Source organism: Variovorax restrictus (assembly GCF_051216715.1).
Classification (GTDB): domain Bacteria; phylum Pseudomonadota; class Gammaproteobacteria; order Burkholderiales; family Burkholderiaceae_C; genus Variovorax.
This window is the reverse complement of the sequence record NZ_JBPJZH010000006.1, coordinates 86,758-100,942: the sequence shown is the minus strand read 5'-3', so window position 1 is coordinate 100,942 and position 14,185 is coordinate 86,758. Positions and strand designations below refer to the sequence as shown.

General features: G+C 60.0%; 14 protein-coding genes. 10 read left to right on the top strand and 4 right to left on the bottom strand.

The features are described 5' to 3' along the window. The first annotated feature begins 580 nt into the window (after positions 1–580). The 10 genes from ACSFA0_RS23735 (at position 581) to ACSFA0_RS23690 (ending at position 9,657) form a co-directional block, all read left to right on the top strand. Positions 581–1,114, top strand: a complete 534-nt coding sequence (locus ACSFA0_RS23735) for a type IVB secretion system protein IcmW (protein ID WP_435452723.1) — start codon at positions 581–583, stop codon at positions 1,112–1,114. Then, a complete protein-coding gene (locus tag ACSFA0_RS23730; RefSeq protein WP_435452722.1) occupies positions 1,098–1,817 on the top strand; it encodes a hypothetical protein in 720 nt (239 codons plus the stop codon). The genes ACSFA0_RS23735 and ACSFA0_RS23730 overlap by 17 nt, the downstream gene beginning before the upstream one ends. After that, positions 1,818–2,705 (top strand): hypothetical protein, encoded by an 888-nt coding sequence (locus tag ACSFA0_RS23725; RefSeq protein ID WP_435452721.1) that lies wholly within the window; start codon positions 1,818–1,820, stop codon positions 2,703–2,705. A gap of 180 nt (positions 2,706–2,885) precedes the next feature. Beyond that, complete coding sequence (locus ACSFA0_RS23720; protein ID WP_435452720.1) at positions 2,886–3,548, top strand: hypothetical protein; 663 nt, start codon at positions 2,886–2,888, stop codon at positions 3,546–3,548. A 133-nt stretch (positions 3,549–3,681) separates the two neighbouring features. Continuing rightward, positions 3,682–4,728 carry a hypothetical protein gene (locus tag ACSFA0_RS23715; RefSeq protein WP_435452719.1) on the top strand — a complete coding sequence of 349 codons (1,047 nt, stop codon included), beginning with the start codon at positions 3,682–3,684 and terminating at the stop codon, positions 4,726–4,728. A gap of 4 nt (positions 4,729–4,732) precedes the next feature. Beyond that, positions 4,733–5,899, top strand: a complete 1,167-nt coding sequence (locus tag ACSFA0_RS23710) for a hypothetical protein (RefSeq protein ID WP_435452718.1) — start codon at positions 4,733–4,735, stop codon at positions 5,897–5,899. A 47-nt stretch (positions 5,900–5,946) separates the two neighbouring features. Beyond that, positions 5,947–7,008: a hypothetical protein gene (locus tag ACSFA0_RS23705; protein WP_435452717.1), complete on the top strand. Its 1,062-nt coding sequence runs from the start codon at positions 5,947–5,949 to the stop codon at positions 7,006–7,008. A gap of 243 nt (positions 7,009–7,251) precedes the next feature. Next, the gene (locus tag ACSFA0_RS23700) at positions 7,252–7,824 is read left to right on the top strand and encodes a hypothetical protein (RefSeq protein WP_435452716.1); all 573 of its coding nucleotides are present in this window, start codon (positions 7,252–7,254) and stop codon (positions 7,822–7,824) included. Positions 7,825–7,913: 89 nt separating this feature from the next. Next, positions 7,914–9,227 carry a hypothetical protein gene (locus ACSFA0_RS23695; RefSeq protein ID WP_435452715.1) on the top strand — a complete coding sequence of 438 codons (1,314 nt, stop codon included), beginning with the start codon at positions 7,914–7,916 and terminating at the stop codon, positions 9,225–9,227. Positions 9,228–9,258: 31 nt separating this feature from the next. Then, positions 9,259–9,657, top strand: coding sequence for a hypothetical protein (locus ACSFA0_RS23690; RefSeq protein ID WP_435452714.1), 399 nt, complete (start codon positions 9,259–9,261; stop codon positions 9,655–9,657). Between the two features lie 88 nt (positions 9,658–9,745). Here ACSFA0_RS23690 and ACSFA0_RS23685 read toward each other — a convergent pair whose 3' ends face one another. The 4 genes from ACSFA0_RS23685 to recJ all read right to left on the bottom strand — a co-directional run bounded on the left by ACSFA0_RS23685 (position 9,746) and on the right by recJ (position 13,933). Further along, positions 9,746–10,705: a recombination-associated protein RdgC gene (locus ACSFA0_RS23685; protein ID WP_435452713.1), complete on the bottom strand. Its 960-nt coding sequence runs from the start codon at positions 10,703–10,705 to the stop codon at positions 9,746–9,748. A 21-nt stretch (positions 10,706–10,726) separates the two neighbouring features. Next, positions 10,727–11,179: a hypothetical protein gene (locus ACSFA0_RS23680; RefSeq protein WP_435452712.1), complete on the bottom strand. Its 453-nt coding sequence runs from the start codon at positions 11,177–11,179 to the stop codon at positions 10,727–10,729. Continuing rightward, entirely contained in the window at positions 11,176–11,688 is a 513-nt protein-coding gene (locus ACSFA0_RS23675; RefSeq protein ID WP_435452711.1) for a DNA-binding protein, read from the bottom strand. The genes ACSFA0_RS23680 and ACSFA0_RS23675 overlap by 4 nt, the downstream gene beginning before the upstream one ends. Before the next feature lie 538 nt (positions 11,689–12,226). After that, complete coding sequence (gene recJ, locus ACSFA0_RS23670) at positions 12,227–13,933, bottom strand: single-stranded-DNA-specific exonuclease RecJ (RefSeq protein WP_435452710.1); 1,707 nt, start codon at positions 13,931–13,933, stop codon at positions 12,227–12,229. Between the last annotated feature and the right edge of the window lie 252 nt (positions 13,934–14,185).

Below are 14,185 nucleotides of genomic sequence, written 5' to 3'. Positions count from 1 at the left end.
ACGTAGAACGCCCAGAGCTATACAACGCTGGAGATGCATCTCCGACCGGCAATGAATCGGGTGAGGCGGGTCTTCGAAGTTCCGATGGACATCCCAGGTGAATCGTATCGCGTTGCGTGCTCCTCTAAGGGCCTGGTTGGAACCTAGGTGAGCCCGCGGGCCGTGGGTTCAGACAGGCCGTTCGGCAGCTGGCGACGTGGCCGGCAAGGCCAGGGCCGCGCGGCATCTTCGCACCTCATCGGCCAGCTGCCCGCGTTGGAGACCCACGTCACTACACCGCCGTGTCGCGGTGAAGAGGGCTTGGATATCTCGATAGTACCGTGGCCAATCCAAACTCGTCGGAACAGCCGTGGTGTCGGCCTTCTGCTCATTAACTTGGGTCATGTTTTTGGTCTGGGACTCGCCTTGCAAAGTCGAACATCCGCACCTGCTGTGATAGCATCAAAAGCAGTTAAGGTCGTAAAGACCAAAACCGCGTGTCACCTAAGCATAACTGCTGCGATAAATGGTGCAACCAGCGCGGTTGAACAGCCTTTGCGACGCCTCGCGTTGCAAATCTCTAGTGCGAGAAGGAAGTTGAATGATCGATGAGCTTAATGCTGACATGTCATCGGGCAGCACTGAGGCGTTCTTCCGTGAAGCTGACCCTTTGCTCGCTGGAGCGATTCACTCAATGGAGAGCGTCGAGACCTGGACGCGTGACCAGGTCGCGGAGGTGCAGGCCACCCTGCAAAAAATCGCCGAGCGCGTCGAGGAGCTCGATCCGCAGATGCCGCAGTCGCTCCACAACCAACTGATCGTCTTGCTGGGCTATATCTCGACTGGCAAGGCGCTGAAGTTGCTGATGTGGTTCGACGCGAACAATCCAAACTTCGTAGCGCGAACGCTAGCGGAAGCCCAACTTTTATCCGTGCTTGACCGCGGAAACGCAGCGGCGGCAGGGCTCCTCGTCGAGCGGTTCGAAGTACTCGAGCGAAACCATTTGCTGGCACGGATTTTCTCCGAGGACCGATTGTTGATTGTTCAAAAAGTGCTGAGGATTCTGAAGGGCGATGACCCCGATGTTGAGCCTTCCGATGAGCAAGAAGAGGAACCATATGCACAAGCGTCCTGAACGTACCGCTGGAACAAAGCTTGCGGCAACGCTTGCACTTATGTTGGCGGTGACATGCGCTCATTCCGCCACTGGTTGGGACGACCCGAAGTTCCTGCAAGAGAAGGCAGAGCTGTTGATGGCACGCGCTACGGGCGCACAGGCCCAGCAAACGGCGGTCGCGGCTCGCGACACCAAAGCGTTGAGTAGTGCGGAATGCACAGCGCTTGAGGTGTCAGCGAAGCAAGCGGCCACTCAATACGTGGAGCGCGGGGTTGTGGTTTCGCCCGGATCAGTCATCCAAAACTCCACCTGTTTCCTGGATATCGCGCAGATCAAGATCCCTGTTTCGCTAACCGGAATCGGTTTCTTGGATGGCCTGATCAACAGATTCATGACCAACCTCATGTCTTCCGCGTGTGCGAAAGGCATGTCGTTTTTGAACGACCTGAAGAGCAGCGCGATCAACCAGATCACCAGTGGCGTCAACGGTGCATTGAACATCAATCAGCTGAACGTCGCAGGCGTCAATGTGGGCGGGGCAATAGGTAGCACGGTCAGTCAGGCGACCAATGGGGCGGTGAATGCTGCGACTACAGATCTGATCCGAAATGCCACGAACTCCGCTTCTAGTAACTCCTCGTCGTCCGGCCTCTTCGGCGGGGGTGATGCCAGCGGCGGGCTGTTCGGAGGCGCGTCCACCCCTGCCTCTGCGGGGTTCTGAGTGGCTGCCAACAACCTGGCTTCCCGCGGCGTGAAATGGGCCTTCGCGGTTGCCCTTGCCGCCAGCTGGACGATCTCTAGCGCCAGCATCTGGAGCGATCCCGCTTATATCCAGCGGCAGGCGGATCTGACGACCGCGCGTAGGGCCGGTGTGGACGCCGAGGCGGCCGCGGGGGCGGTGCGAGATGCTGCCGCGCTCGCAAGCGCTTCGTGTACCGACCTCGATGCTGCGCGAAAGACTTCTGCACTGGCTTTCATGGACCGTGGGCAGCCGCCCGATCCATCGCGGGTGATTCAAAACTCCACTTGTTTCCTAGACGTCGCGGCATTCCAGGTGCCGGTCTCGCTGACGGGTATTGGTTTCCTGGACGGGCTTCTCAACAACATCATGACCAAAATGGTGGCTGGTGCCTGCGGGAAGCTGAACTCGTACATCAGTGATTTGAAGAACAGCGCTCTGAGTCAGATAAGCGGGGCGATCCGCAATGCGACTGGAGGAGCGCTGAGTATCGGCTCGCTAGACAATCCGAGCATTAGCGTTGAAGTCGGCGGGCAAACCATTCGGATCGATGACAACACAGACGTCGCGTCTGCCTTGCAGGCCGCCGGCACGAACGCGGCGGTTAGGGCGGCGAATGAAGCCGCGGGTAACCTCGAGCAGTCAACTTACGATGCCATCAAGGGGACGCTCGACCCGAACGCTGGAGCTGCGGTAGAGCAGGCGCGAGCTGAGGTCAAACAGGTGCAATGTAACGTGCGTGGCGTCGGCGCGAATGAAACCTGTCCGTGTCCGACCCCAGAGTCGCTCGCCGGCGGCACCCAAACGCTATATCCGCAGTGTTCTGACACGTACAAACCGTGGGACTTCACGTCCAGTGGTGGTGCATGAGCGGCCCGATCTATGCGTAGGATCGTAGGCATCGCCGCTTGCGGCGTCGTCGTCTTCGTCTGCGCGTTGGCAGCGCCAACCGCGCGAGATATCGCATTGGCGCGCCAAATGTCTACTCCGGAGGGTCGAGCTGCCCTGGCACAGGTCCACGAGCACGACTCAGCTTACATGGAGGCATTCTTGAGCTGGGTCGGCAGCTACGTGATGAGCATGCTCGGCGGATTTGCGGATTCGCAGATCGCAGCTATAGAGAAGACGATTCTTGGCCGAAAAGAGCTTCTCCAGGCGGGTCTCAACATGGATGCCGCGCTTCAAGCTGGAAAGCGGTTTACCGAGGCGAACGACAAGTTTAGCGTCGCTCCTGAGCGTACATGCCGTGTCCTGAATGACGAGAAGGAGACGGCGCATGCGATGGTGCTGGCGGACATCAATCGAAAAGCGTTAACGCGCGTTGCTACAGACAGATTGAGCGATGGAAGCCAAACCACAGAGAAGGCCAATGCTTCGCTACTGGCGGACCATGCAGCGAACTACTGCGCTGCAATCGACGTCGACCGAGGCAAATGCAGTGCGGTCTCAACCATGCCAAACGCGGATGTGAGCGCGTCGACGCTTCTCGCCCCCGCCGGCTCGGAGACGCTCTCGCCCGAGCAGTTCCGAGCGGCGCAGGCCTTCACGAGAATGGCTACACAACCCACGCCATATGAAGATGTGCCCCCTTCCGTGGAGCGCACGTCGGCGGGTCAACGGTTCCTTTTGGAACAAAAGCAGGCGGTCGCAATGGACTCGCTCGTCGCAGGCTCCTTTGCGCGCCTCCTCGCGGCTCGAAGCCCTAGAAATTGAACCTATGACACCCAAACCGCTTACGCACTGGTCACGACTCAAGCAACAGGCACGCGTCATCGCGGCGGGTTCGGTCCTCGCTGCCATCTGCGCCTTGCCAAGGCCAGCGCTCGCGTTTTGCCACCCATGCCTCATGGACAGTGTCATCTCGGCAGCAGATGTGTTGGCCAAGGTCGGTACGTTGGGCCAGATGGCCGCGAGCCAGGCCTCAACGTTGGCTGGGATCGCTGCCTCCACCGCCAAGACACTGCTAGGGCAACAAGGGAACACGGCGGCCGTTGTTGCCGGGCGCGAGAAGGAGCTGGCAGCCGAGAAGGAGCTCGTCCAAGCGGAGTTGAACTATAGGGGGGCGTCGGACTCGCAGAAACGATTCGCCGAGGCTCAGGATCGCTTCACCGCACCGTCGGCCCAGCCGTTCCGCGTCTGTGAAACCATGTCAGCTTCGGAAACGACCACATCAATGAGTGATGATGCGCGAACCATGGCGAAAGCGCTGAACTTCGCCTCAGGCAAGCGGTTGGTGTCCAACGTGGATGCCGGCATCCGCGGTAAGGCGGTGCTGGACAACTATCGCGCGAATTACTGCTCTGATGCAGATGAGGAACGCGGTAGGTGCACAGCGGTGTCCGATAAGAGGATGCATAACGCGTCCGTGAGCGCGGATTCCCTTATGCAGCCCATTGCAGGTGAGACTTTCTCGCCAAAAGAGGCTGTTGCGGCTGCGGACTTCATCGAGATGGTTACGAATCCCGTTCCGCTTGAGGGCCTCCCAAAGGGACTGGAGAACAAGTCGTCCGCGGCAGAGCGATTCAACCTGGCTCAAATGAGCAGCCAAGCCCAAATGTCCATGGCTAACCTATCTCTCGTTCAGATTCTTGCGTCAAAGATGCCGATGGGTTCGAGCCCGGAGAAATCGATCTCGTTTGTCGGATTGATGAAGAAGACGGTCGAAGAGAAGTTTGGCAATCCTGAGTACGCCGCGGGTCTAAGCAGGATGGATAGCCCGGGCCTGCTGAAGGAGATGAACATCCAGATGGCGGGGCGAAATTGGATCAACTACCAGACGTACCTCCAAAACGAACGCGTTGAGTCCCTTCTCGCGACACAGCTAGCGATCGCAGTGAAAGATAGTTCTGAGCGCGAGATCGCGGCTGCGCGGGCGCGCGTGCTTACGCCGTAAGACGATGGATCTCTCCCAAGCTTCCTCAATGCTCGGCAGCAACCGGCGAAGGCTAGCAGCCGTGTCGTTAGTCGTAGCGGCGCTGGCACCGACGCCCGCCTTCGCCCTGGAGTCTCTGCTACAGATCGCGACAACCAAGGCAGCGGAGTACGCAGAAGTACTTGCACGAGAAGCTGCCAATATCGCGGCGTGGACCTATGACAAAACGCAAAACCTTCTCGCAAGCCAGTCAAGCAGCGAGTCGGCAGTTGCTGCCGCCGATAAGCATCTCATGGGCGCGAAGGAGCTTACCCAAGCAAAGCTGAACTACAAGGCCGCGCTTGCCTCAGCTAGCCGCCATCAGGAGGCGCTCGACAAAGTGTCGTCTGACTCGGCGAAGGGGGCTCAGACCTGCGAGATCATGGACGCAGCGTCCAATGCCTCCGGCGCCAGTGCTGAGACTAAGGTCTTGGCCGCGTCCTTGACGACAGATGCGGCTCAACGGGGTACGAGCACCGAGAGCTCCGAGCAAGCTGCCGCAGACTTGCTGGCGAACTATCGTGAGCGATATTGTGCTGTAGAGGATGTTCAGCGTGGATTCTGCTCGACTCCTGCGGCGCCATCGATGCAGGGTGCACCACTGCATGCTTCGAGTCTCCTTCTGCCGACGGCAAATGAGACATACAGCACGGCAGAGTCTGCAGCTGCAGAGGCTTTCATTACCATGCTCACGAACCCGGTGCCGCAGGTTGTACTGCCGAAAGCTCTCGACACGAATTCCGTTGCGGCCCAGCGATTCAACATTGCGCTGATGAGCTCACAGGCTGAGTTATCCGTAGCGGCGTACTCGTTGAACGAGATTCGCGCCTCACGCGTGCCCAATGGCTCGTTCGATAGCACGGCGCTCGGTACATCGGGTGCACCCATTTCCGCCGTGGGACTCATGAAGCAGTTAGTTGACCGCAAGCATGGTGATCCGGCCTACCATGCGCGCTTGCAGGCGATGGATGAGACCGCACTATTGCAGGAGTTCACTGTGCAGATGGCTGGGCGTAACTGGATGGACTTCTACCGCCACTCGCAAGACGAGCGTATCGAAGGCTTAATCGCCACGCGGCTTGGCGTAATGGCAGGTGAGCGTCATGCGCGCCAGCTGGCGTTGGCCCGTCAGAAGACCGGAGCTGGACGATGACGCGGAGGCTTAGGAGCCGTCTCAGCGCCGCCGTACTGTGCGGCAGCATGTTGGTGCCTGTCCCGGCCTTTGCGCTGCAATCGCTCCTCTCGATCGCAGAGTCGAAGTTGGCGAAGATTCTTCAGGACGCAGAGGAGACGCTAGCGAAGAACGCCGCAACGATCACGAGCACTTACAACCAGCTCCTGGGCAAGAAGGGTGGTGCCGAGTCGATTCTCGCGGCTGGCGAGAAGGTGACGGCCGGAAAGAAGGAATTGACCCAGGCGAAAATCAATTACCAAGCGGCGGTGGACGCGAACGAGCGTTACATGCGGGCCCAAGACACCTACCTCTCTCCGTCAGCACAAGCGTTCCAGTCTTGTGAAGGTCTTGCAGCCGAGCAACGCGGAACGGCTTCGCTTGCGAACACCGATGTCTCGGCCAAGGCAATGAGTCGGGCGATGGTCAAGGAGCAACTTTTCGTCAACAGCGAAGCGGCCATCGTCCGTGATCGAATGGGGCGCTATCGAGAGCTCTACTGTTCAGAAGCTGATGTTGAACGCGGCCGCTGCACTAGCTCGGCACCCAAAGCCATGCAGGGCGCCGCGATAGACGCGGGGACCTTGCTCATTCCTTCGGCAGGAGAGACTTATGGGGTCGACGAAGCGCGGGCCGCTGCAGACTTCGTCACGATGGTGACCAATCCATCCCCCTCCGAGATGCTTCCGCGTGCACACGAATCGGGGCGTGGCGGCGAAAGGTTCCAGATCGCTCAGATGGTAGGCCAGTCGCGGATGTCTGTTGCGACGGGTGCGCTGGTACAGATAATGGCAAGCCGCATGCCGCTGGATACGAATGGGGGCCTCTCTTTGGTGGCATCAATGAAGGCAGCCGTCGAGATGCGAAACGGGAACCCGCGGTACGCTGAGTCGCTTCAGCGGCAAGGGGAACGCCCGCTGTACGAGGAAATCAACCACAACTTGGCTTCAATGAACTGGATGGAGTTCCACGCGTTCAACCAGAATGCACGGATCGAGTCGATCATCGCAACGCAACTGGCGGTCTCAGCGCGAGACAGCGCGAGCCGCGAACTAGCCATCCGCCGCGCTCAAGTTAAGTCGGCTCGTTAATCGGATTATCGCGACGGCCGCAGCGACGCAGCGCGCATTTTCCCGGCCTAAAATAGCGCATTTGGGTGACCCATGCGCAGACCATTAATATCTCGCTTTCTTGCGACGTCGCTGCTTGCGAGTGCGGTTTCCTCAGCATCGGCCGCCGGTTCGCCAGTTTCCATCTCGTGCGCAGGTCGTGAGGTCGTCGGGGCACGTACACCTGATGGATATCTTCGAGGCGACGCGCTCCTCGACCAGGCCATGAAGGGCAAACGGTTCGCACTGGTTCCGGGCCAAGCGTTGGTCACGATGGAAGGGACACTTGTCCAGTACTACTCGCTCAGGCAATCGCTGAGGGCCATACCCGAGGAAGATGGCAGGGTTGCCGTCCAGAGAATCGCAAGCCTGATCGAAAGCAATTTTGTCATTGCTGCGCAAATGGCCTTAGGCGTCTCTGCGATGCAGGGCCGCGTTCCCCCGGGCCTGCTGGAACCTATAGACCGCTACGTTTCCAACATCACGGAGCCGTACCATGACGACGCGGAGCTGACGTCGATCAAGAGCAAGGTCACCGCGGGGCGGAAGACGGTTGAAGCAGTGTCGGTTGGCGCGCGCCCCTTTGCGCGTTGGGCGGTGCTGGCTTACGCATGGGACGACAAAGTGGCGATTGATGCTGCTCTTGGGGGGTTCTGCATGTCTTCCCCTACTGGCACGGATGTGCAAACGCTGGTGAAGGCGGTGACCGCCGCGCGTTTGGACCGATCGCAAGTGTTTCCAGACTCGGCTGCTTTGTCTGGGGGGCTCCCAGTCGGCGAGCGGAGTCACCGCCATTAATCGGCTCGAATAACGAAAAACGGCGCCTTTTGGTCGTAAGCGTATCATTCTCGAACCTGCCCTTTGGCACCACATCAAGCACACCAATCATGATTGACGACGGCTCCAACCTGGATTTCGATAAGCCAGCAAAATCGACGCGCGATTATTCGGACCTCCCCGCCAACGACGGTGGGCCTGCGAGCAGCCAACTGCCAAACCAGGGCGATCTGCTTGACTTCGACACGGATCCCGCGCCTTCGATGGAGCACATCGCTGCACGTGGCTTCGCCGACGCGGGCTTCGTCGATATTCCAGGCCTCGGACCGGACGAAGGTCCGGAGATGGCCCCTCACACGAGCGAAACCGCCGTGCCAGCGAGTGGCGACGCGGGCGTCGCTCGCTTGAAGGACATGTTCCCAGATGAAGCCGACTGGCAGGCATTCATGCTGGCGGCAAACAAATTCATCGACGGTCGTGACACGGACGCCTACGAGGCCGCGCTCTTGGCGTACGGCCTCAACGAGACCGAAGAGATGAAGGTGCGGTCTTTGCAGGACCGCCTGGCCGCTTTTGAGAAGTCCGACGAGTTCAAGGCAGCCAAGCTGAAGGACAAACTCAGCGTGAAGTTGACTCAGGCCGTACAGTCGGGGCTCGATCCGAAGGATGCCTTCGCGCGTTCGCTGAGTGCTCCGCTCGGTGCCAATGGTCTGGGCAAGGGAGAGAGCAGTGCCGCGCTAGGCGCCTTCGAGAACCTGCGGCAATCCGCGGAGATGGCTGCAAACGGAGGAGCCTCCGCGGTGGGCAGCCTGTCTAGCGCCGTCGGCAAATTGTTCGAGGGGCTTCGAAAAACTGCAGTCGCGCCCGTGGCGGCAGCAAAGCAAGTGTGGGACGAGAGGACCAATCTGGCCCGGTCCGACGACGTGGTGCGCCAGCAGGGCGTGAAGCGGGATGGCATCGAACAACGAATGCAGCAGCTAAGCGCGCTGCACAAGGACTTCTTGAGTCTGCCCACTGGCACTTCGGAGGAAGTCGCGGCGGAGAAGCTGGCGAAGATCACGGGTTCGGTCAAGGATCTCAACGAACAGTTGCGTCGTCACCTGGTGCATGGCACATCCAATCTGCGGGACGACAGCATCTCCGACAAGCACCGCCTCGAGTTGCTTAGCCAGTCTGAGCTCACGGAAGAGGTCGAGGGCTCTTTGAAGAGAGTTGCGGAAATCACTGACGATGTGGCGAAGGCTCCTGCGCTGGAAGGCCATGAGGCACTGGAGAAGAAGGCCAAGACTTTGGGGCAAGAGGCCGCCGAAGCGTTCGAGAAGCTGTTGCGGGCGATCGCAGAGCTGTTCTCGCAGAACGATAAGGCCAAGGAAGTCGGTGCAACGGCGCCGGCGCAGCCCGCGCCCTCGATGCCTCGTTTTTGATCTGTAGCGTACGTGTGAGAGGATCCAGACAATGAATTTCCAGCACTTCCTTGTTGAAGCGGCGCCGACCGTTGAGGCGAAGCTAGACGCGTTCGTTGGCGCACGTAAGCGCCATGAGGCAGCGGCTGCATCGGGCGCGGTCGACCGTTTCCGGGGCGACGGACTGCTCATGGCCAAAGCCTATGTTGAGCTTGCCGATTCCCTGGGGCTAGGTATAGGATTCTTCGCGGATCAGGCCAAGGGACGTGCCGCGAAAATTCGAGTCGAGCGATCGCGATCCGAGTGGATGGTCACGGTCCCGGCCGAAGTCACCATCACAGTTGCTGGAGTCGTTCCGATCAGCGCAGGCGACTACCTCAATATGCGTGAGAACGCGGAGCAGTCTATCGCGCGAGCGGGCTCTCATGCGAAACGCAACCTTCGCCTCTAGTTGATCACGCGCTCACAGAAAGAAAGGCCTCCCATCGGGAGGCCTTTTTTAGTTGGGCCAGCAGCTAGGATGGGCCGGCGAAAGCTGCTCAGAACGGTGCCGATGCCGCTTCTTCGCGGGAAGCTGCTGCCACTCCGTCGTCGTCGGACTGCATGCCATGAGTCGCCTCGCCGCCCACGGCGTCGATCATGTCCTTGATGACGCTCTGCATCTCACCAGTCATGATGGCGACATCCGCGTCAAACCCTTCATCTTGTTTGCTGGCGGAACCTTCGAAGACGGTGTCCAAGAACGTCAGCTTCTTGAGTTGGAAGGCATCGGTCAACACCAGGGAAACTCGACTGTCCCACGTCATGGCCAACCGTGTGGGAACCTTCCCTGCTTGGAGATGCCCCTTGATTTCGGCAATATCGAGGGGATGGCGGCCGTAGCGCACGACTGCTCGAGACTCGTCGGTGGCCTTGAGCTCACATTCTCGATCGACTGAGAAGTTCGACGGCTCCTCATCGGTTCGAAGCCAGTGAGCCATACAGGAAGCAGGGGTCTCAGCAGTCTGCACGAGGGAAAGTGCGAAGCCGTCCGCGGCAGAAACAAGCGCGGTAGCCACTTTGTCGGCCTTACCCTGTGACCCAGCATCGACCACAAGAAGGCGCTCTTCTGGGTCGAGCCAGATCCCAATGGTCGCCTGTGTGGGAAACGCATGCGGCAGCAGCTCGAGCAAGATCTCCTCTTTGAGTTCCTTCGACTCCTTTTTCCCAGGCTTTCGACCAGTCGAACGCTCGATCTGCTGCAGGCGCTCCTGAAGCATCAGTTGAACGGCTGACGCGGGAACCTTCTTCGTCTCCACGCAGAGTCGCATTATCCACTGGCCACCGACGGATTCGACCAACGGCGCATGAGCGTCGCCGCGCGGCTCCACGAAGCCTGACGATTGAGCCTGGCTCGGACTGCACCGAACAAAGCGAGCTTTGGACAACGACCGCTCCAAGGCTTGTAGGTCCGGTGTCCAGCGGGAGTCGATGCGATAAATAACTGCGTTTTTGAACATGATGTAATGGACGTGGAGGGGTCAGTTTGTGACCATGGTGGCGCCATCTGCTGGGGCGGTGAAAGGGGCAGGGCGATTGGCCGGCGCAAGCGTTTCGTCAGTGGTCTCGTAGCCCACATCCTTCAGGATGAGCAGCATCTCCGGGGGCGGGACGGGAGTGAGGTCCCAGGCGACGACAAGCCCCAAGCTCACTCGAATCGTGGTGAAGAAGGTCCGGCCCGATGGTGTTCGGCAGGCGAGCAGCGCCTCGTAGGTGGTGATGCCGCGCTTGCCCGAACCCATGTCCGCCAGGACGGTGGTGCGCTTTCCTTGGTAACGCTGCTGGGCCACCGTGACATCCAACGCACCGAGCCAGCGCAATGCGGCGTCGCGATTGAGAGATTCCGATGTCAGCCGTGCCCATTGCAGGCATGCCGCTGCCACTACGACGACGATCGAGGCGTAAAAGAGCAGGGATACAGTGTTTGCGTTCATCCACGCACCTTTTGCTTCTGTGTCGCGTCATGCATGGTTGTCGCGGGGACAAGAGGCGCGTGGCCGCTAGCCGCCAAGCGCCTGAGCTCACTGTTCTCAGCCTCGAGGATCGCGAGACGACTAGCGAATCCTGCCAAGGGGTGGATTGCGCGGTTCCCGCGTAGAGGAGAGGCGGCAGCGCCGGCGTCAACTTTTCCAGCCTCGGTAAGTGCCAGACGCCAAAGCGCATCGACGGACCGCGAGACCCGGTGTGCCAGCGGCGCCGGCATTGAGCGCCCGGGGTCAATTTCCCGTAGAAGCATGCGAACCTCATCCCAGAATTGCTTCACGCCGCGCGAGCACGTGGTGAGCGAGCCGCGTTTGACTTGGCTTCGGATGTAGTTCGCCGTTGGGACAAGATCGAATTCAAGAAAAAGAATCCAGGACACGTGATAGGCGATCGTCTGATAGCCCACCTGGGGCATTGATAGGCGCAGCATCTCGAGCCGGTGCTGGATCCGCTGCTCCATGAGAGGGTCCGCCTTGGCATCAGGCGATGGCGTCGCCGGGCTGGTCACAAGCGAAATCCCAGGATGCCCGCACTGCCAGCCGAAGAATGCCACCGAGGTCTCGTCGCGTCCCGACCAGCGCACAACGCTCTTGTGAGCGTCGGGCCTACAAGTTCAATCCAGGCGTGGCACTGGACTCTACGCGGCAGGGCCCACAGAAGCGCGGCACCGGACGACTCGATTGCCAGGCTCAGGCGCGCTGCTCCCGGGGTCGGTGTGGCGCTTGGACTGCAGATCGCGAACGCGGCCAGGAGGAGGGCTGTTGCTGCCAACAGCAAACACCGATCGGCGACGTTCAGATCTCTCGCGACACGCACGACCGCGCGGCGAGCAACCAGAACGCGACGCAGCTGATAATCGGCTTTTGTATTCAAAATGGTTGAGATTGGCAGCACTGGGCGAAATCATAATGCCGCTCAGGGGTGCAAAATGCCCTAGCGCAAAGGCGGCAGGCGATTTACCGAGCCGATTAACCTTCCTACAGCGGGCCGTCGGTTTGCTAAGAAGGGCGGAAGAGCGAGGGCTGTGCCCGAGGTGGCTGAAGCGTAGGCATAGCGGAGGTCCGCTCGACGTTCAAGAGGTCTTTCGCAATGAACTGAACGGTCACATTCCCTCGGTACTGGTTTAGTGCGGGCGTAAAAGCGACCTGCACGCGTCGGGGTAGCGCGTCCTTGCGCACTCCCTCGCCCCACGCGATCAGGTCACATTGGGCAGCAGCTTTCCCCACCTTCACCTTGAGGTGAGAGCCATTTGCCCCCATCGCGCGCGCATTGAGAACGTCTAGCGTGTCGACAAAGAGCGGAGCTGGAAATCCTTCTCCCCACACTTCGGCAAGCATCTCGGCAACACATTGCGGGTTGATCGCCTGGGCGGGAAGGGCGCCGTCATGGTGAAGTGTCCGTCGTTTCATCGCATCGGTTAGCTGCGCAGCGCACACGGCCTCTAGAGCCGATCTGAAACGTGAGACTTGACCTCCTGCAATGGTGACGCCCGCCGCCATAGCGTGACCACCAAACTTCAGAAGAAGGCCTGGATGCTGAACATTGATCTGATCCAGCGCGTGCTTTAGGTGCAGGCCTGGGATCGACCGGCCACTGCCCTTAACGTTGCCGTCAGCTGAGTCGCAAAGGACGAAGCTCGGGCGATGACGAAGATCCTTCAGCCGCCCCGCGACGATCCCAACCACTCCCTCGTGCCAACCTGGTTCGTAGACGACGACAGCTTCCGTTTCCAAGCCCGTGCAGGCTTGCGCCGCCTGGTCTGCCATCGCCACTGCAGCTTCGATCATTTCGGCCTGAATCTCTTTGCGGGACGCGTTGATCTGATCAAGGTCAGCGGCCAGGCGGCCGGCGTCGGGGCCTTCGTTCGTGAGGCATTCGATTCCGGCGCTCATGTGTGCCAGTCGGCCGGCGGCGTTGATTCGCGGCGCGATCCTGTAACCGATATCCATGCAGGTCATGCTCTTGGGGTCGCACTCGGCGACAGCCGCCAGTGCCTTGATGCCAGGAACGCAACGTTCCGAACGTATTCCCGAGAGCCCCGCCCTGACCAGGATACGGTTGTTGTAGTCGAGAGGCACCACGTCGGCTACGGTCCCGAGTGCGACGTATTGCAGTAGGTCAGCCGGCTCGAACCCAGGACTGACCCCACGCGCTAAGAGTTCGCGATGCAAGGCGCAGGCCACGTACCAGGCAACTCCGCAACCTGCGATGGCCTTGCTGGGAAAAGTGCATCCGGGTTGGTTGGGGTTGACGATGAGCCGTGCGGCCGGCAGTTCATCGCCGCAAAGGTGGTGATCCGTTACCAGAACGTCGATGCCAAGCGCGCTCGCGCGGGCAACGCCTTGGATCGAGGAGATACCGTTGTCGACGGTAACGATGAAGTCGGGGCGGGCTGGCAGGGCGGCAGCTTCTTCCACGATGCTCGGGGTGAGTCCGTAGCCATGCCGCACGCGGTCCGGGACCAGAATGGAGTGGTTGAGCCCTATGCCGCGAAAAGCCTTAAGCAGAACAGATGCAGCAGTTGCGCCGTCGCAGTCGTAATCCGCGACGATGAGGACCCGTGCTTGACTCGCCAGGCAGTCCGCAAGCAGGGAGCCCATTGCAGCGGCATTCTTCAGCAGATCGATCGGCAGCATATCGTTAAGCGATGCGCGAACTTGGCGAACGTCGGTGATCCCGCGGGCCGCGAACAGGCGAGCCAGCATCACGGGGAGCCCCTGCGCAGCAAGTGTCTGGGCATCAGCGAGCTTGAAGGGGCGATAGGACAGGTCTGGCGCGTTTCGGTCCAACATAATCAACCCTATGGCTCGGAAAATCAGGCGTGGCTCGTGATTTTATGGTCGAGCCTGAAATGGCGCATTAATGAAAGTGACTTGAGGAGCGTGTCGCTGGAGGATGAGGGTTTACCGGCCTCAATGCGATCTCGTGTGGTCAGCGCGAGAAGGGATGTCGACGGA